The 19,094-nt window shown below is 68.4% G+C and carries 12 protein-coding genes; 6 read left to right on the forward strand and 6 right to left on the reverse strand.

The window, feature by feature from the left end; all coding sequences use genetic code 11:
- Positions 1–6: 6 nt before the first annotated feature.
- Entirely contained in the window at positions 7–1,857 is a 1,851-nt protein-coding gene (locus OEB96_RS32035) for a CHASE2 domain-containing protein (RefSeq protein ID WP_407674704.1), read from the reverse strand.
- A 777-nt stretch (positions 1,858–2,634) separates the two neighbouring features.
- On the opposite strand from OEB96_RS32035, the gene OEB96_RS32040 reads away from it, so the two are divergent.
- Genes OEB96_RS32040 through OEB96_RS32050 form a run of 3 tightly spaced genes read left to right on the forward strand, consistent with a single transcriptional unit; the run spans position 2,635 to position 7,695 of the window.
- Positions 2,635–4,623, forward strand: a complete 1,989-nt coding sequence (locus OEB96_RS32040) for a nucleotide-binding protein (protein WP_266220625.1) — start codon at positions 2,635–2,637, stop codon at positions 4,621–4,623.
- Between the two features lie 50 nt (positions 4,624–4,673).
- Positions 4,674–6,344, forward strand: coding sequence for a DUF1592 domain-containing protein (locus tag OEB96_RS32045; protein WP_266220626.1), 1,671 nt, complete (start codon positions 4,674–4,676; stop codon positions 6,342–6,344).
- Positions 6,345–6,348: 4 nt separating this feature from the next.
- Entirely contained in the window at positions 6,349–7,695 is a 1,347-nt protein-coding gene (locus OEB96_RS32050) for a DUF1552 domain-containing protein (protein WP_266220627.1), read from the forward strand.
- A 136-nt stretch (positions 7,696–7,831) separates the two neighbouring features.
- Here OEB96_RS32050 and OEB96_RS32055 read toward each other — a convergent pair whose 3' ends face one another.
- From OEB96_RS32055 to OEB96_RS32070, 4 genes are read right to left on the reverse strand one after another with little or no spacing between them, the layout of a single operon-like run.
- Positions 7,832–9,226, reverse strand: coding sequence for a porin (locus OEB96_RS32055; protein ID WP_266220628.1), 1,395 nt, complete (start codon positions 9,224–9,226; stop codon positions 7,832–7,834).
- Positions 9,223–10,080, reverse strand: a complete 858-nt coding sequence (locus OEB96_RS32060; protein WP_266220629.1) for a polyphosphate polymerase domain-containing protein — start codon at positions 10,078–10,080, stop codon at positions 9,223–9,225. The genes OEB96_RS32055 and OEB96_RS32060 overlap by 4 nt, the downstream gene beginning before the upstream one ends.
- A complete protein-coding gene (locus OEB96_RS32065) occupies positions 10,077–10,907 on the reverse strand; it encodes a hypothetical protein (RefSeq protein ID WP_266220630.1) in 831 nt (276 codons plus the stop codon). Before OEB96_RS32065 ends, OEB96_RS32060 begins: the two co-directional genes overlap by 4 nt.
- A 3-nt stretch (positions 10,908–10,910) precedes the next feature.
- Positions 10,911–12,557 carry a dTMP kinase gene (locus OEB96_RS32070; RefSeq protein ID WP_266220631.1) on the reverse strand — a complete coding sequence of 549 codons (1,647 nt, stop codon included), beginning with the start codon at positions 12,555–12,557 and terminating at the stop codon, positions 10,911–10,913.
- A 179-nt stretch (positions 12,558–12,736) separates the two neighbouring features.
- Between OEB96_RS32070 and OEB96_RS32075 the strand changes: the two genes are divergently transcribed.
- Positions 12,737–14,803 (forward strand): Na/Pi symporter, encoded by a 2,067-nt coding sequence (locus OEB96_RS32075; RefSeq protein WP_266220632.1) that lies wholly within the window; start codon positions 12,737–12,739, stop codon positions 14,801–14,803.
- 133 nt (positions 14,804–14,936) lie between these two features.
- Here the strand turns inward: OEB96_RS32075 and OEB96_RS32080 are convergent, their stop codons facing one another.
- Positions 14,937–15,620 carry an MgtC/SapB family protein gene (locus OEB96_RS32080; protein ID WP_266220633.1) on the reverse strand — a complete coding sequence of 228 codons (684 nt, stop codon included), beginning with the start codon at positions 15,618–15,620 and terminating at the stop codon, positions 14,937–14,939.
- A 280-nt stretch (positions 15,621–15,900) separates the two neighbouring features.
- Between OEB96_RS32080 and OEB96_RS32085 the strand changes: the two genes are divergently transcribed.
- Positions 15,901–17,340 (forward strand): CotH kinase family protein, encoded by a 1,440-nt coding sequence (locus OEB96_RS32085; protein ID WP_266220634.1) that lies wholly within the window; start codon positions 15,901–15,903, stop codon positions 17,338–17,340.
- Positions 17,341–17,639: 299 nt separating this feature from the next.
- Positions 17,640–19,070 carry a CotH kinase family protein gene (locus OEB96_RS32090; protein ID WP_266220635.1) on the forward strand — a complete coding sequence of 477 codons (1,431 nt, stop codon included), beginning with the start codon at positions 17,640–17,642 and terminating at the stop codon, positions 19,068–19,070.
- Positions 19,071–19,094: the final 24 nt, after the last annotated feature.

The following is a 19,094-nucleotide window of genomic DNA, read 5'->3' on the forward strand; positions in this document are numbered from 1 at the left end:
AGATCGTCAGGCCGAACGAATCAACATGTCCAACGACTCGAGGTCGTTGGGGATCGCAACCAGCACCAAGCGGGTGGCCGAGCCGCCGGCCTGGAGCTCGTCTTCGGTGCCTTGTCCATGGTGCCGCATGGGCATGAGCACGTAGGTCGTGCTGCGCTCCTCGGACGAACGCGGGCGCAGCCGGCAGGTCTTGCCCGCGCGCACCACCGTTCGCATGATGTCGTGGACCCCCTTGATCGTGGTACCGGTGATCTTCGACAGCACGGCGCACAGATCGTTGTTGGGGATGCCGTCGGGGAGCTCGATCGCCAGCTGCTCCCGCAGCGCCGCGTTGATCTGCAAGATGTGCCCCCACACGTCCGCGATGAGCAGTCCCACCGGCAGTGCCTCGAACGTGCCGACCACCTGCTGCTTGTCCTCACCGAGGGCCTCGACTCCCTCGACCAGCTGCGTGAGTCGAGTCGATACATCGGCGCCACCCATCGCGTCGGGCACGCCCTGGCTGTTGGCGCGCCGCATCGCGGCGATGCTGCGGCCGAGCTCCGTGCCGAGGCGCTCCATCGCGTCGATCTCGGATCCATCGAGCTCCATGTCCTTGGGGACGCAGACCATCCACATCCCGTAGAGTCGCCCCTGATGGGCGAGGGGCACGACCATCGTGTAGTGATCGTCGACCAGGCCGAATCGCCGGTCGAAGCGAGCGATGCGCTGGGTCAGGAACGCGGCGCGGTAGGGTGGGCGACGCACGTCGCGTCGGCGCTCGCCGATCTGGGCCTCGGTCATGCCCATGAAGGCGCGCAGCTCGAGGTGCCACCGCCCCGTGGGGAGCTCGGCGATGACGCCGTCGAGATCGACGCGAAGGTAGGCGCGGACCAGCTCGGCCATGTCGCGCCAGAACCAGTCCTGCGGCGCGGTGGCCGACGGCTCGATCACGAGCTGCTCGGTGAGCTGCTCGGAGACCGTCTCCATGATCTCCACGCTGTGCTGCTGGGTCAGGTACCAGTTGGCGAGCATCACCGTGAGCACCACCAGGAACTCGTTGGCGATGCCCCAATGGACCCAGCTCATCACGAAGCAGGTCAGGTCGGCGAGCACCAGCACCGTCATGATGCCAGCCACCCGCAGCACCGCCTGGGCCGGCGTGGTGCGCCACAGGGCCAGGGCGGTGGCGATCAGCACCAACGCCAGCACGAGCGTGCGGACCAGCCACGACGGCTGGTACCAGTCGCGGCCGTCGGCCAGCATCGCCAGGGCGTGGCTGACGATCTCCGGCGTGGTCAGGGCGCCCACGGGGGTCGGGAGGGGATCGCGAAGGGTGCGGCTGGTCAGGCCGAGTACGATCACCTTGTCCTGGAAGACCGACAGGGGGACGTCGCCCCGCTCGATGCGCTGGAACGAGATCGTGGGCAGGCGCGACGTCGGCGACAAATAGTGGATCGGCAGCTCCTGGGTCAACGGGAGCGACCGGTCGAGCGCGCGCATCACCGGCATCAGTCGCGGCAGCTGCAGCGCATGGGCATCGAGCGACTCCACGATCGCGGTGTTGGGATCGAGCTGCGGCTCGAGCACCACCGTGGAGATCGGGTCCGGCGAGTCCTCGGGACGAATCTCGAACATGCGCGCTCGATCGAGCTCCACCACCGCCGCGGGGTGCCCCGCCGCGATCCGGGCCAGCAACGCCTTGCGCCGCTCGGCGGGCCACACCGGCGCGTCGTCGGCGACGGTGGCGTGGTCGGCCTCGACCAACAGCACGCGCTGGCTCGTCTCGGCGGACGCGGCGACGCGGTAGTAGAGCGATCTCATCGCGACGTCGATCGCCTCGGGCACTCGCGTGGAGCGGAGCGCGGCAACCAACATCAACGCGAGCAACAGCAGCGCGCCAATGCTCCGTAGGTGGCTCGACCGTCCTGGTCTCGGGTGCTCAGCCACCGTACCTCCCCACGTGGCACTGGCAGTACGAGGCTGCAATGTCGATCGTGGTCATGGTCAATCGAAGCCTTGCGACGGGGGAGGGAACGTCATAATGCCGGACCCTATCGACCCTGCACACAGGGTAGGATCACCCACGGGACTATTCTAGCCGTTACCTACCTGTAACCTTCCTTTTTCGCTCGCGTCGCTCGCGTCGGGCGCAGGTCTCGGGGGATCCCGCAGAGAACTACGACCCGGAGCCATCCACGGCCGCCCTGGGGCATTTGCGCGCAGCAGGGGAGGATGAGTGTGGCCTTGGAGTACAGCCTGCCACCATATCGCTTGACGCCTGGGTCCTCGACTGGGGCTCTTTGCCCCGATCGTACCTCCGATCGTACCAAAGTAGGACGGGATAGTGACAGTGTATGTCCCAGACCGCTCCTGCCCGGTCGTCTCCCGCGGCGGCTCGAGGCGAGCGTGAGGTGGCGCTGGCCGCCTTCGCCCCCACGAGGGCCGCGATCGGTCGAGTCGACGCCGGCCGAGGGCGCCACGAAGTGCGGGTGCGCTCGGAGCCGAGGTCGAGCGACGGCGGCGGCGCGACAGGGCGAATGCTCGCAGCCTCTCCTACCCTGCGCATGTGCAGGTCCTCGCGACGCTCTGGATCGACTGCCTCATGGTATCGCGGGGGCCGAAGTGTTAACGTTTCGGACGGTGGAGATCGGCATGAAGCGATTGGTGACCGCGTTGGGACTCGTAGCCGCAGCTTCGGGCTGCAAGGATCGTGAGCCCGATCCGATGACGACCGAGCGCTGCGCGGAGCTCGACGTCCCGCAGCTGTTCGTCGAGAAGTGCTCGACCGCCGCTTGCCACGAGGGCTCGACGCCCGCGGCCGATCTCGACCTGGTGTCGCCCGGTCTCGAGACGCGGCTGGTGCTCAAGCCCGCGACGCAGTGCCCCGGCGTGATCGCCGATCCCTCGGATCCGGAAGGCAGCGTGCTGGTGGAGAAGCTGCAGCCCGATCCCTCGTGCGGGGTGGTGATGCCGCTGGGCATGGAGCCGCTGCCGGAAGAGGACGTCGCGTGCGTGATCGAGTGGGTCTCGGGGCTGGTGCCGCCGACCGGCGACGGGACCAGCACCTCCAGCGACACCGACGACGGCTCCACCAGCGACACCGACGATCCCGTGCCCGAGATGTGCACGCCCGGAGAGATGCGCGCCTGCTACTCGGGCCTGCCCGAGACCGAGGGCGTCGCCATGTGCATCGGCGGCATGCAGAGCTGTCTGGCCGATCTCAGCTGGGGGCCGTGTGAGGGCGAGGTGCCGCCGGTGGGCGAGAACTGCAACACCGCGACCGACGAGAACTGCGACGGCCAGACCCCGGCGTGCTCGGACGTGTGGGTGATCGGCTACAACCAGATCGACAACCAACAGGCGCGTGCCGTCGCGGTCGATCGCACCAACGACGACGTGATCGTGGTCGGCGACTTCGAGGGCACGGTGGTGTTCGGCGACGGCCCCCACGCCTCCGACAACGGCAAGCACGACATCTTCCTGCAGCGCTACGACCACTTCGGCAACCCGATCTGGACCCGCATCTTCGGCGACAGCAGCAACCAGTACGCCGGCGACGTCATCGTCGACGGCGACGGGAGCATCATCCTCATCGGGCGAGCGTTCGGCATCATCGACTTCGGCGGGGCTCCGCTCGACGCGCGGGGCACCGACGACGTCTTCATCGCCAAGCTCGGCGCCAACGGCAATCACATCTGGAGCTCCATGGTCGGCGGGATCGACCCCGACCGCAGCGAGCGCGTGGCCGTCGACCCGTCGGGCAACGTCTACGTGACCGGCACGTTCACCGGCGACGCCACCTTCGGCGGCACGCAGTTCGCCAGCCTGGGTCTGCGGGACATGTTCCTGGTCAAGCTCGCCGCGAACAACGGCACCATCGAGTGGGCTCAGCGCGTGGGCGGTGCCGGCGACGACTACGGCTGGGGGGTGGCGGCCGACGACACGGGCGTGTACTTCACCGGCTACTTCGGCGAGACCGTGAGCGTGGACGGCACCCAGCTCTCGGCCGACGACGAGGCCGACGTGATGCTCGGCAAGTTCGATCCCGACGGCGTGGTGCTGTGGGCGCTCTCGGCCGGCGGGGTGGGGCACGACCAGGGCTACGACCTCGCGCTCGCGCCGGGCGGCGAGATCGTGGTCACGGGGGCCTTCACCACTTCGCTCGACTTCGGCGGGGTGAGCTCGGCGCTCACCTCTGCTGGCCTGCGCGACATCTTCCTCGCGCGCTTCTCCCCCGACGGCACCGCGCTGTGGGCCAACGCCTACGGCGACGACCGCGATCAGTTCGAGAACGACTTCGAGGTCAACACCTGGCCCTCGCTCGCGATCGGCGACGACGGCACGATCCACCTCGCCGGCTCGCTCGCGGGCGCGGCGTACTTCGGTGGCCCCGGCGACATGATCAGCGCGGGCAAGGTCGACGCCTACCTCGTGCGCTTCGACGCCGACGGCAACTGGCTGTCGGCGCAGCGCTGGGGCGGGGCGGGCACCGAGAGCGCGGTTGGGGTCGACGCCGACTCGACGGGCGCCTCGCTCATCGCCGGTCGCTACTTCTCCTCGGGCTTCGAAATCGTGCCCGCTGGGCCGCTGGTCGGCTACGGCAACGCCGATGGTTTCGTCGCCAAGCTTCCCCCTCCCTGACGAGTGGCTCCCTCGCTCATCGGGCTTCATCCTTCAGGAGGATCTTCATCATGAATCGACTGCTCTCGATCACGGCCTCGTTGCTGCTCGCGCTGACGGCGGGGTGTCGTGACGATGGCGACGACGGCGGTGCGCTGGCTGGCGCGGGTGACCCCGGTCCGTCGCCGCTGCGCCGCCTCACTCGCATCGAGTACAACAACGCCATCTTCCAGCTGTTCGGCGACACCTCGAGCCCGGCCAGCGCCTTCGTGCCCGAGGAGACGGCGCTGGGGTACGACAACCAAGCCGCCGCCCTGGTGGTGAGCTCGCTGCTGGCCGAGCAGCTGCTCAATGCCGCCGAGACGCTCGCCGCTCGGCACGCCCCGGCCATCCTCGACTCCCTGGCCAGCTGCAAGAGCGCGTCCAGCCTCGACGGCAGCTGCACCACCCAGGCGCAGGCGTGGGTGCGCAGCTTCGGCAAGGAGGTGTTCCGCCGCCCACTCGACGACGCCGAGGCCGACGAATGGTTCGCCATGTTCTCCGATGGTGCCGCGCTCGGCGGCGGCTTCGATGCGCGCGGCGGGGTGGAGATGGTGGTGGCCGGCATGCTGCAGTCGCCCCACTTCATCTATCGCGTGGAGTCGGGGCGAGGTGAGCCCAACGACCAGGGCATCGACGAGCTGTCGCCGTACGAGATGGCCAATCGGCTCTCGTTCTTGTTCTGGAACAGCCCGCCCGATCGAATCCTGATGGACGCCGCCGATGCCGACGAGCTGCGCACGCCCGAGCAGATCGAGGCGCAGGCGCGCCGCCTACTGCGAGCGCCGCGAGCCCGCGAGGCCGTGCGCAACTTCCATCGCCAGTGGCTGGGGCTCAGGAAGATCACCGAGGTGCTCACCGGGATCGGCAAGGACGTGGAGATGTTCCCGGACTACGACCCCGCGATCCTGCCGCTGCTGCAGCAGGAGACCGAGGCGTTCTTCGAGTTCGCGATCTTCGACGCCGACGCCTCGCTCGACGTGCTGTTCACGGCGCCGTTCACCATCGTCAACGCGCCGCTGGCCGAGTTCTACGGGGTCTCGGCGCCCTCGGCCACCGACGATCACTACGCGCGGGTCGAGCTGCCGAGCGACCGCTACTCCGGCTTCCTGTCGCAGGCGGGCCTCCTGGCGCTCTATGCCAAGCCCGATCGCTCGGCCCCCGTGCTGCGCGGCAAGTTCGTGCGCGAGCGCCTGCTGTGCCAGGTTCCGCCGCCCCCGCCCGACGTGGTGCCCGAGGCACCCGAGGTCGATCTGACCAAGACCACCCGCGAGCAGCTCGAGCAGCACGAGGTCGACCCGCTGTGCGCGGGCTGCCACCAGATGCTCGATCCCATCGGGCTGGGCTTCGAGCACTTCGACGCCATGGGTCGCTGGCGTGCCGACGAGCACGGCCTGGCGATCGACGCCAGCGGCGAGATCATCGGCACCTCGGACGCCGACGGAACGTTCGATGGCGTGATCGAGCTCGGCGCCATGCTCGGCAACAGCGATCAGGTTCGCAACTGTGTCATCACCCAGTGGTTCCGCTTCGCCCACGGACGGGCGGAGACCGACGACGACGAGCAGAGCATCCAGCGGATCCGCGAGGCGTTTGCCGCGTCCGACTACCGCATCCAGGAGCTACTCGTTGCGCTGACCCAGACCGACGCGTTCCGCTACCGGCGCGTGCCCGGCCTGTGGAGCCCGAGTGAAGAGGAGTAGATCCATGAGCATCATTCGTCCCACTCGACGCGACTTGCTGCGCTACCTCGGCACCTCGGCCCTGGCTCTCCCCATCGTGGGGGGTCGGCGCCCGGCGTTCGCCGATCACGGTGAGGCGCACAAGCGGATCATCTTCTTCTACACCCCCAACGGCACCGTACCGGTCAATTTCTGGCCCTCCGGCGGGGAGACCGACTTCGTGCTGTCGCCGATCCTCGAGCCGCTCGCCGAGCACCGCGACGATCTGCTCATCCTCGGCAACGTCGACATGGAGTCGGCCTTCAACGGTCCCGGCGATGCCCACCAAAAGGGCACCGGCCAGTGCCTGACCGCGACCGAGCTGCTCGAGGGCACCTTTGCCGGCGACGCGGGCGAGTCCGCGGGCTGGGCCGGCGGCATCTCCATCGACCAGAAGATCGCCGAGGTGACCGGGGAGCAGACCCTGTTCCCCTCGATCGAGCTCGGCGTGCTGGTGGGGCGCAGCGATGTTGGCGGTCGCATCAACTACCGCGGCGCGGGTGAGCCCGTGCCGCCCGAGAACGATCCCGCGGCCGCCTACACGCGGATCTTCGGCGACCCCGACGCGTCGTCGAGCGATCTGGAGACCCAGCGGATGCGCCGGCAGCGGCTGCTCGAGCAGGTCTCGATGGATTATCAGCGCCTCGCCGATCGCATGGAGGATCAGGATCGGGAGAAGCTCGACATCCACATCTCCTCGCTCGCCGACATCCAGGACCGCCTGCAGCAGAACGGCGTGCAGTTCGGGGGCGAGTGCCAGATGCTCGACCTCGGGGCGCCCATCGATCCCACGCGGGTCGACATGCTGCCGGAGATCGGGCGCCTGCAGATGGACATCATGGCCATGGCCATGGCCTGCGATCTGACGCGCGTGGGCACGCTGATGTGGACGCACTCGGTGGCGGACTACGTGTATTCGTTCCTCGGCGAGGACATCAAGGACGGGCACCACTCACTGGCCCACAAGGGCGACGAGGACGCGCCGAAGGTCGAGCACAACACCCGGCTCAACGTGTGGTTCGCCGAGCAATTCGGCTACCTCATCTCGAGGCTCAAGGCGATTCCCGAGGGCGACGGCACGGTGTTCGACAACACGGTCATCGTGTGGGTCAACGAGCAGGCCAAGGGCAACAACCACGACCGTCACGCGATGCCCTACGTGATGGCCGGCAGCGCAGGCGGGTTCTTCTCCACCGGGCGCTACGTGATTCAGGACAAGGCCGCCGCGCACAACCAGCTGTTCGTGTCGCTGCAGAATGCGATGGGGATCGAGGACGACGAGTTCGGCAACACGGCCTACGGCAAGGGCGAGCTACCGGGGCTGCGCGGCTGAGGCCGCGGGCCATTCATATGCCCCCCGCATCCGTCACGGCCGGGCGGTACAGCCAGCTTGCCCCCCAGGAGGGGGGCGAGGGAGGCGTTTCGGTGCGTTGTACTGGGCTCTCGCCCCGCATCCGTCACGGTCGGGCTCATAGGTCGAGGCTCAGCATCACGTAGTAGGTCTCCTGATCCGTCCACGGGTTGTCGATGACTCCTCGCGGACGGATCAGCTCGACCTGCGGCATCACCCGAAAGCGCTTGCGCCAGATCAGGTTCACGCCGAGCACCGAGCGGATTGCGTCGTTCTGGCTCACCTCGATGTTGCTGTCGACCCACTCGGCGAGCGCCACGGGCTGCAGGATCAGCTTCTTGGGCAGATCGACGTCGTAGCTGGCATAGCCGACCAGGCCCAGCATGAAGGGCTCGCCGGGGATCAGGTAGTCCTGGCCCATCACCAGGTCTCCCAGGACGTAGAGGCCCTTCCACTTCACGCGGAAGTCGGCGCCGAACGAGCCGACGTCGACCATCTCTCCGATGCCGTTCTCGACGCGCTTGTAGCTGCCGTTGGCTCCGATCGATAGCCACGGCCACGGATCGGCCGCAAGTCGTCCGACCACGTCGATGCCCTTGGTTCGCAGGGCCGGGGCGAACGCCCCCGCGTACCACGAGAGCCGTGCGGGGGCGATCCTCCCCCACAGCATGGTGCCCACCGAGCGATCGCCGTAGTTGCGATCCTCGATGATGCGGCCGTTGGCGAGACCGCGGCCGCGGACGGGTAGGTCCCCCGGACCGCGCAGCTCGAGGCGGGAGAACGGCCGCTTGAAGTAGCCGAATTGCAGGCGCGCTGCGTCGTGGAAGCGCACCAGCCCGTAGGCGTTGCGGAGGTAGGAGACGCGATCGAAGTTGGGAGCGTCGAGCGCATCGGCGAGGTCGAAGCTCGTGCGGATCTTGAAGCGCTTCTTGTAGTCGACCCGAAGCTTGACCCGTGCCTGGCGAAGGAACGGCTCTTGCTTGGTCTGTGCGGGCTCGTCGACCGGGCGCTCGCGCTCGACCTCCCATCCGCCCATGATGCGCCCGCCGATCGACCACGATAGGTCGTCGCTCTTGATCTTGCCCGCGTTGCCGCCCTTGGGCTCGTCTGGCGGTGCCGCGATGGTGGCGTCATCGGAGCGGGCCGGACCCGCAGGGGGCGTCGCGCCGGGGGTCGTGTTCTCCGAATCGCTCGGACGCGACTCGAGCTCGTCCGGCGAGGGATCGGACGTGGTCGGATCCGGATTCGGCTGCGCCACGGTCTGGCTCGGATCCTCGCTTGGATCCTGGCTTGGATCCTGGCTCGGATCCGACACGGTCTCGCTCGAACCAGGGTCCGGACCCGACACCACCTCGCCCGACGTCGCATCGGTCGTGGGCTCGTTGGTCTCGGGTTCCCGTGGCTCGCTCGCCCCCCCGCTGGGCTCGTCGGCCGAAGGACGGCGCGTGGAGGCCGAGGGGGAGGGGGCCGGTCCCACCGCCAGCGCCAGCAGCAAGCTCAGGAGGTGCGTCATGGGTCCTTGTGGTTCTGTGCGCGGAGCATGGCTTCGGAGGCCGCCAAGAACTTGCTGGTGCGTGCGAGCTCTCCTGCGTGGGTGTCGAGTGCCTCTTGCAGCCACGGCGGGAGCCCGCCGAGGCACTTGACCTCGACGATGTACAGCGGATCCCACCCCAGCTTGGGTCCGAGGTGCTGGCGCTCGAGGCGAGGCGAGTGCGGCCACGTGTTCGCGGCGGCGGCGAAGAACGCCAGGTCGCGATCGATCGTCACCCGCAGCGACTCGTCCTCGTCCTGCCAGGCGGTTCTGCGGTAGTTGACCACCACGCTCGGACACAGCGGGGTGGTGAAGCGACGGCAGACCTCGACCAACGCGTCGAGCACCTCTTGCGAGGCCGTCGCGTAGGTCCGTCGCTGGATCTCGAGCATCTGCTCGGTGATCTGGCCGGTGGCGAAGAAGCGCGCGACCTCGTGCTTGGGGATCCCGATCCGCCGCTTGCGAGAGCGGCCCGTGACCGACTCCTTGAGCTCCACCCACAGGATGGGCGACGAATGCACCAACGCGGCGCGTGTGCGCACCAGCTCGGTCAGCGCCAGGTTCTCATCGTAGTACTCCTTGGCGCGCACCTTGAGGCTGCCCTCGCAGGTCCGTGCCGCCTGGTAGAGCTCGAAGTCGGCCGTGTCGAAGTACACGGTGGTCACGAAGTGGCGGGCCCCCGGCAACGCGTTGGCCCCCGGCCCCGTGAAGCGATGCTGAGGCAGGCGCTCCGAGAGCACGCGAGCCAGCAAGCGGGCTCCCGTGGGGGGAACCCGAAACTTCAGCTCCCGTCGGTCGGCGGTGAGCTGGTTGTCGACATGGGGAGCTTGACTCACGGGATGGAGTACTCGATGAGCTCTTCGGACTTGCCGCTGCCTACGGTCTCGTGCCTCACCTTGCCCACACCGCGGGCGAACCAGTAGCGCTTGATCTCGCCGTTGTCGAGGCGCTCGCGCCGAAGCTGCACGCAATCGAAGGTGCCGGCCGGTACCGTGACCGAGGTCGAGGTCGACTCGACCGTGAAGATCATCAAGCGCGACTCGACCATGCCGACCATGGCTCCGCCTGCGTCGTACTCGGTGCGTTCGTAGTTCCAGTCGAGCGAGTCTCCGTCGGATGCATTGCCGAAGCTCTCGTCGAAGCGCAAGAAACCCGGGTCGTAGTCGACCGACGCGATCGGCACCCCGGCCAGGCTGACGTCCTTGTGGATGCGGTGGGTCATCGTGCCGTCGCGGAAGAGGGTCGCGATGGTGCTCTCGTTGTTCGCGTCCTCGTTGTCCTCCGCCTCGTAGGCCGTCATCCCCATGTACTCGACCTCGCGCATGTGCACGAGCTCGTCCCAGACCGCCCCGACCTCGTCCGTGTGACGATAGGTCCAGGTCGCGCCGTCGACCAACGGGTAGTAGTCGCCCTCGAGCGGCGGCGGGCCGCTGTCGGTCTGGTCGTCGGTCGTCGGGGTCTCGTCACCGGTGTCCGTGGTGGGCTGGGTGGGCCCGTCGGCCGTGTCACCGGAGCTCGGCTCGAGGTCGCCGCCGTCGGTGCTCGGGTCTTCACCCGTGTCGCTGGCACCGTCGGTGGACACCATCGGGTCGGCTTGATTGCAGGCCATCGGCGCGCCGGTCAGCGCGCCGATGCAGAGCATTCGGACGAAGATGTGGCGCATATCCTAGTCTTCCGTTCCTTCGAGGTCCTCGCCGCGTTTCCAGGCCGGTCGTTGGTCTCGTTCCTCGCGTGCGGCAAACTGGCGAAGGACGTGCACGTCACCGGCACCATGGGCCTTGCATCGGTCTAGCAAGGCCTCGATGCGAGCGCTGGGCGCCAGCGCAGACACGCTGCCGGCCACGGTGGAGGGCCAGCGCTCGGCAAGCTCCTCTCGGAGCTCGAGCGAGGGCTCGTCGTCGAGCGAGCCCAGGCTCTCGATCACCTCGCGTCCGGCGCTGAGCAGCTCGCGGCGCAGGCCGTGGGCGAAGTCGCGGCCGTCGTTGACCATGGCTTGCAGCACGGCCTTGGGCGCCAGGGGAGCGTAGCGCTCGAGCCGCTGGCGGCTTCGGTCGTCGTGCAGCCCCTTGAGGCTGCGCAGGGCCATCGCCGGGTCGCGCTCGAACAGCTCGTCTCGGAGTCGCCAAGCGTCCTCGCCGTGGCACCCCGCGATGCCGATGGCCGCCTGCGCCACGTTGCCTGCGCTCCACAGGCGCTGCCGCAGCGCGCGGGCCAGGTCGTCCTCGCGTCCGGCGAGGCTCTCGAGGACCTCGCCCGGCGCGTGCTCGGCCAGCTGCTCGCGCATGCGATCGGAGCGCTCGTCGTCGAGATGGCGCAGCGCTCGCGCCACCGCAGCGGGTGCGCTTGCCATCAGCCGAACGCGCAGATCGTCGTCGTCGAGCGGGCGGCGGATCCACCCCGAGAGCGCGTGCTCGGGCACCTGCGTGGCGAGGTCGGGCAGCAGCGGATCCTCGACGTCCAGCGCCCATGCGACCAGCCTGGGCTCTCGCGTCGCGGCGCTGCGGCGGAGCGCGCGACCTGCGATGAGGTTGCGGGTCATGTAGAGCGCGATGTTCTCGGGCAGCTCGGCGAGGGCCTCGGTCAGACCGTGCTCGGGCGCCGTCTGCCAGACCGGCACTCCGTCGCTCGGATCCTCGAGCGTCGAGGGCGGGGCGCCGGTCGCCAGCGCCTCCACCACGCGCTCGGCCACGGTGGACGGTCCCACGCGCTCGGTGTGGAACAGCAGGTAGCCGCGCTCGGCGGCCAGCTCGCGGTAGCCCTCGCGGATCCGTTCCTTGAGGCCCGAGCCCGACAGCCCCTTGCGGGAGGGATCGCGGACCTTGGGATTGCGGGCGCGATCGAGACGCTTGCGGATCTTGCTGGTGCGCGGGTGGACGTCGAGGATCACGGTGACGTCGGGGTCGAGGCCGCCGCTGGCCATGCGTGCCGCCATCTCGCACTCGTCGCGCGGCAGGCCGCGGCCGTACGCGCCCAGCACCACCGCGGTGAGGATCGAACGATCGAGGAGCACCGTCTCGCCACGAGCGATGGCCGGGCGTACCTGCTCGTCGAGGATCTGAGCCTCGCGCGCGCAGTAGAGCTCTCGTTCGGCGCGCGGGCGCAGCTCGAGGTTGACGCGATCGCGGGTGAGCTCGCGAATCATCCGTGCGGGGCGGGAGGAGTGATCCTTTCCCGATCGTGGCAAGAACACGGTACAGCCGGCCTGGCGCAGTCGCTTGGACAGTACCCCGAGTACCGTGGACTTGCCGGCCCCGTCCAGCCCCTCGAAGGCGATGACCTTCCCAGCCAGCTTTGCGAGCCCGCTCTCCATCATGCTCCTCTTCCCGATGTCACGGCACAGTAGCAGAATCTCAAGACTCGGACGCAGCAAGTGGTAGGCTCGCAAAACGTTGCCGAACGCCATAAGCCAGGTATGGAGAGGTCCTTTCGTTCAGTGAGCGCCGTCGACGACTGTCGTGAAAGGTGGCACCGATGCAGCGGGAGGTGCCGCGCGTGTTGACGCCACCCTCGCCATCGTGGCTGCGGACGCGGGCGTTTCGCGTGGCCCTGTGGTGGCTGCTCGCCATCGTGCTCGTGGTGGTGGGAGCGCTCGACGACGACGACGATGACGACGACGGGGCGGGCGAATCCGAGCCCGCGGCCGTGGTGCTCGACGGTGTGCTCGAGATCGCCTCGGTCAAGCCCGTGGAGGCCTACGCGGGGTCGGCGGTGATCGTCCGTGTGCAGGGCCACGACGACATCCCCATCGGCGCGCTCGGGGTCGAGATCGGCACGCGGCTCGTGCCCGTGCTGCACGCTTCGGAGGACCAGCTGGTGGTCGAGGTCCCCGCCGATGCGGAGCCAGGCTCGACCTCCTTGCGCCTGGTCACGAGCGAGCGGAGGACGGCGCCTCAGACCATCCGCATCAAGCGGCTGAGAACCCGCAGGCTGCTGCGCAGCCTGGTGGGGGGCCTGGCGCTGTTCGTGTTCGGCTTGCGTACCCTCGCCCACGGGCTGCGGGGCTACGCCGGTCAGCCCATGCGCGCGGCCATCGGGCGCTGGACGGGGGCGCCCCTGCGCGGGCTGGGCCTGGGTGTCGTCGCTGGCGGGGTCGGTCAGTCGATGCTGTCGGTGGCCGCGTTCGTGGTGGGCCTCATCGAGTCTCGCCTGCTCTCCTTCAGTGCGGCGCTGGTGGTGCTGCTGGGTGCCCACCTGGGAGTCGCGGCCGCCATTCTCGTGCTCCCGCTCGGGCTCTCACGGCAGGCGCTGTGGATCGTGGCGGCTGGTGTCGCCTTGCTGACCATGGCGCGCCATCGTCGCGGCGAGTCGGCGGGCGAGCTGGTGCTGGGGATGGGCCTGCTGTTCTACGGGCTCGGCGTGCTGCGCAGCGGCTTCCAGCCGATCATGGGCGATCCCGACGTGCTGCCCTATCTCGATGCTCTGCGCGAGGATGGCGTGGCGGGGCTGGGGGCGCGGCTGCTGGCGGGGACGGTGCTGGGGGCGCTGCTGCAGGGGCCAGGGGCGGCGTTCGGCCTGGTGCTCAGCATCAGTGAGTCGACCGCCTTGCTCAGTCCCCGGCAGGGGCTCGAGATCGTCGCGGCCACCAACATCGGCGCGAGCCTGGGAACGTTCGTGCTGGCCCTGCCATTCGGCCGCGGGGCCGCGCGCCTGGCGGTGGGGCACGTGCTCCTCTGCACGGGATGCACGGCGGTGTTCCTGCTGCTGGTGCCCCCCGTCGTCACGCTGGGCGAGCTGGTGCTGGGGACCGATCCGGGCCAGCTGGCGTACGGCAAGAAGATCTTGCTGCCCAACCTCGCGTCCCACCTGGCCCTGTCGTTCGTGGTGGTGCAGGCATTCGCCGTGCTGGTGATGACGCCGGTGGTGCCGTCGGCGGCTGCCGCGGTGCTGCGGGCGTTGCCCGGGAAGCACCGCGGGAGCGCCGATGCGGTGCCCGTGCGCCGGCCCTCGACCGTCGACGATCCGATCATGCTGGTGTCCGATGCGCTGGTGCTGAGCCTCCGGAGCGACCGGCGCACGATGGAAGCGACCATGGCCCTCTTGCGGCACGGCGAGCGCCGGGAGGCGGTCCGTGGCGACGAAGGGATCTCCGGTGCGCGGGCCGACATCAAGCGCGCGGTGGTGGAGCTGGCCCGCTCCGACGATCCGGCCGTGGCCAGGGCCACGGCCGCGTGCGTGGCGGTGCTGCACTTGCAGCGCTCGCTCGAGGAGCTGCAGCAGCTCGCGGAGCGCGGGATCGAGAAGGACTATGGGGTCGACAAGGTCGCGCTCGAGGCCTTCACCACGATGTACGAGCTGACGCGGGGCGGACTCGATCGGGCCATCGAGCACCTGCGGGGCCGAACCCGGCTCGACATCGAGCAATCGCGCATGCGGGAGATCGACATCAACGCGCAGGAGACGGAGCTACGGTCGCGGCTGCTGGCCCAGCTGCCCGAGTCGCGGGGGCGCGAGCATGCGATCCTGTGGAGGATCGAGGTGATCAGCACGTTCGAGAACGTGGGCAATCACGTGTATCGGATCGCGGAGGTGCTGGTGGAGGCGGCGGAGGACGATTTCTAGGAGGGTGGAAGAGGTAGGGAAATGGGGTCGGAGGGTGTGGGTGGGGTGGTGCGTTTCTTGGCTGTTTTTGGCGGCCCCCTTGGGGGGCGTCGCCTGGCGGCGCCGCGGGGCCTTCCGGCCGGCTCCGCCGGCCTCATACCGTATCCCAGCTCACCGCCCCCCGCTCGGCCTCGGGCAGGCTGTCGAAGCGGCTCTCGATCGCCTTGCGGCCCACGCCGCGGGGGGCCCGGTAGACGAATGTCGCGATGCCCTTCTCGATGTAGCGCTCCTCGCCCACGATCGAACAGCCGGCCTCGGTGAGCACGCGGGTGTAGCCGGCCGCGGCCGAGGCAATGATCTCGCGAGGCAGGCCCTGGACCACGAGCTTGCCTACCGTGTGCCCCTCGAGGGCAAAGATGAGCACCCAGCCCGAGAGGGTGGCGAGCACCGCGATCACGTAGAGCTCGAGACCACAGCAAAGGCCCACCACCGTGACCAGGATCACCCGACCCGTGTCCTTGGCCTGTCCCACGTTGGTCCGAAAGCGAAGCAAACCCCCGATGCCGAAGACCACCAGCGCCATGCTCGGCTGCACCTTCACGATGAGGGCGATGAGCGCGGCCACGATGGAGTACATGATGAAGGTCTTGGGCTGCTCGAGCTCCTCGAGCGTGGACGCCTTGCGCCGAATCGACGGGTGGTAGCCAATGATGACCGCGAGCACCACGGCGGACAGGAGCACACCACCCATCTGCGCAATGAAGCGCATGTCACCAAAGCCCTCCCAACCGACGAGTTGATCGCGTAGCTCGGGGACCCGACTGCCGAAGACTTCCATGGCGGAGTGGGAGGGTAGCACCGTCGGAGGGGCCGATTCCTCGGCTCCGGCGTTCGGGCCGATGGCGTGCATACATCGGCTCCCCAGCGACCACGTGGATCGGTGGTCGGTGTGCGGGTGGCGGTGGATCCACGACTGTATGGGCGACTGTACGGGTGCCTGGGAGACCGCCCCCTCCCGCAAGAACGCCTGCGGAATGATTCGATGGACGGTGCTCCGATGACGCCGTGGTGGTAACCTCGTGTCCGGGTGGTGGTACCGTGCGGTATCGCGCTGACGCATGACGATGAGAATTGGCAATCGATGGCGGTGGGTTCTGCTGTGTGGGGGCGTGATCGCGTGCACCAACGAGTCCCCTTCGGGCTCGGATGGCACGGAGGACACGACCACCATGGACGCGACGACGGGCTCCACGAGTACGGAGTCCGGCGATGCGACCACGAGCTCGGCCGAGGTCTCCACGAGTACGGATGACTCCGGATCGAGCGGGTCGGGCGAGTCGAGCTCGAGCACGGGAGAGCCCCATGATCCCAACGAAGACATCCCGCCGCTCGACGAGGAGGGCTGCCATGGGCTCTACGCCCAGGACATCATGCCCACGTTCGAGTTGACCATCCACCCCACGATCTGGGAGCAGCTGGAGTGGGAGTGGAACAACGGCCCGGCCAACGAAGACGCGGGCGTCGAGACCGCCCCCTATCACTCGCTGCAGGAGTTCCGCTACGGCGACATCGTGATCACCGACGCTTCGATCCGGCTGCGCGGCAACCCGACGTGGTGGACACCGCTGCCCGGGGACAAGATGCAGTTCCAGATCGGCTTCCACACCCAGGACCCCGAGGGGCGCTTCCTCGGGCTGCGACGGCTGGCGCTCGATGCCGCGACGTTCAATCGTCACATGCTGCGGGATCGGCTGGCGCTGGCCGTCATGCGTCGTGTGGGGATCCGGGCGCCTTGTGCCAACCACGCACGGGTCAACGTCAATGGCGAGTACTACGGGCTGTTCACCAACATCGAGAAGCTCGACGAGGAATTCCTCGAGCGCACCATGGAGGACCCCACGGGCGACCTGTGGAAGCGGGCCAACTGGCAGCTCAAGACCAACGAGGACACGGCCAGTCTCTACCGGCTCAACGAGCTGCGCAACGCGGTCGACGTGACCACGCTCGACTACTTCTTCGACATCGAGCAGGCGCTGCGGGTGTATGCGGCCGAGGCGGTGATCCCCGACTCCGATGGCGCCTGGGCGGGTGGTCTCAACTGGTACCTCTACGATGATCCCCACCGCGGCAAGTTCATGCTGCTGCCCTGGGACAAGGACAACACCTTCGAGCGCTTCGACGACGAGCCCGACGGCGACTACCCCCTCAACCCCGATCCGTTCACGTGGGAGAAACCCACGACCCACGGGCGGAAGTTCTACGACCTCGCGCTGACGGATCCCGCGAACTTCGCCCTCTACATCGACATCGTCGACGAGGTCCTGCACCAGGGGTACGACCCCGACCAGATGCTGGCATGGATCGACGAGTGGTCGGCGCAGATCGAGCAGGCCGTGCTCGACGACGTCAACAAGCCGTACTCCAACAACCTCTACTACAACCGGCTCGAAGACCTCCGCGAGTACGTCCCGCAGCGCTACGACTTCGTCGACCAGTGGCTGGCGTGCTGGCAGCAGGGCGGAGTCGACGACGGCACCGGCCACTGCGTCGAGCTCTGAGCCGCCGAGGACGACCGGGCGCCCTGGACGGACGGAGACAGGGGCGCTCGGGTCGTGTGACGTCGACCTCGACGCTCGCTGCGTGACGCGGCGGGCGGGCCACCGTACGCGACGGCGACCCCGACCTGGGGCGCCGATGCGAAACCTCGGCCGATGCGAACCTCGGCCGAGGCGAACCTCGACCGATGCGATCCTCCGATTGGTTTCGCTGCGGCGCCGAGGATCCGTCCTAGCTTGATCGATGGGCGGGCTCCCGTGCGAGTGAACGCCGGTGGCTCGCCCGAGGCAAGGACATGGCTGTGGCGAATCGACGATTGTTGGTGGTTGCGTGCTGCGGCGCCGTCGGGTGCTACACGGGGCTCTCGGACGGCCCGGCGGACTCGGCGTACATGACCGGCGAGGAGGTCGGCGTGGACTCGGCGGAGGACTCGGGCGGTCAGGCGCCCTTGCCGGGACGGGTGCCCGTTCCCGACGCCGATGACACGACGTCGGGCGGCGAGCCGAGCCCCGCGGGGGAGACCGGCTCGATCCCCGAGCCTCCGCCCGAGGAGACCTACCCGCTCGACGAGGAGGGCTGCCACATCATCTACGCCCAGGACGTCTTGCCCACGTTCGAGCTGACCATCCATCCGGGGATCTGGGAGCAGCTGCAGTACGAGTGGGACACCGGACACATCTACGAGGACGTCGAGGGGTACGACGTCAAGCCATACCACTCGTTGGCCGAGTTCAGGTACGAGGACACGGTGATCACGAACGCCTCGATCCGCCTGCGCGGCAACGCGGAGATGTGGGAGCCGCTCCCCGACGACAAGATGCAGTTCCAGATCGGCTTCCACGTGCAGGATCCCGAGGGGAGCTTCATGGGGCTGCGGCGCATGGCGCTCGATGCCGCCACCGGAAACAAGCACTTCCTGCGCGATCGGCTGGCGCTGGCGGTCATGCGCAGGGTGGGATTGCGGGCGCCGTGTGCCAACCACGCGCGCCTGATGATCAACGGCGAGTACTACGGCCTCTTCACCAACATGGAGAAGATCGACGAGATCTTCCTCGAGCGCACGATGGAGGATCCCACCGGGGATCTGTGGAAGCGAGCGAAGTGGGAGATCAAGACCAACGAGGGCATCGCGACCAGCGAGCGGCTGGATGCGATGATCGGGGCGGACACGACCGAGGCGCTCGGCGAGTACCTCGACATCGAGCAGGCACTGCTGCTGTGGGCGACGGAGGCGGTCATCCCCAACTCGGACGGGTTCTGGGCGGGCGGCCTCAACGGCTACTACTACGATGACCCGCATCGCGGCAAGTTCATGCTGCTGCCCTGGGACCTCGACGGCTCGTTCGAGCGCTTCAACGGCGGGTCTGGCGGTGCCTTCCCCGACTATCCCGATCCGATCACGTGGGAGAGGGCCACGAGCCACGGGCGCCCGTTCTATGACCTCGCGCTGGAGGATCCGGAGTACTTCGACCTCTACATCGGCTTCATCGACCAGATCACGCACGAGCACTACCAGCCCGCGGAGATGCTGGCCACGATCGACGAGTGGTCGGCGCAGATCGAGCAGGCCGTGCTCGAGGACACCCACAAGCCGTGGGACGACGACAGGTACTACGAGGATCGTGAGGCGCTGCGCGAATTCGTGGTCAATCGCTACGAGTTCATCGAGGCGTGGCTCGAGTGCTGGCAGGACGGCGGGGAGAACGACACCTCCGGGCACTGCGAGGACTAGCCGCCCGGCGGCCGACCCCGGCGG

Origin of the sequence: Paraliomyxa miuraensis, assembly GCF_026337845.1 — a bacterium.
Classification (GTDB): Bacteria; Myxococcota_A; Polyangia; order Nannocystales; family Nannocystaceae; genus Paraliomyxa; species Paraliomyxa miuraensis.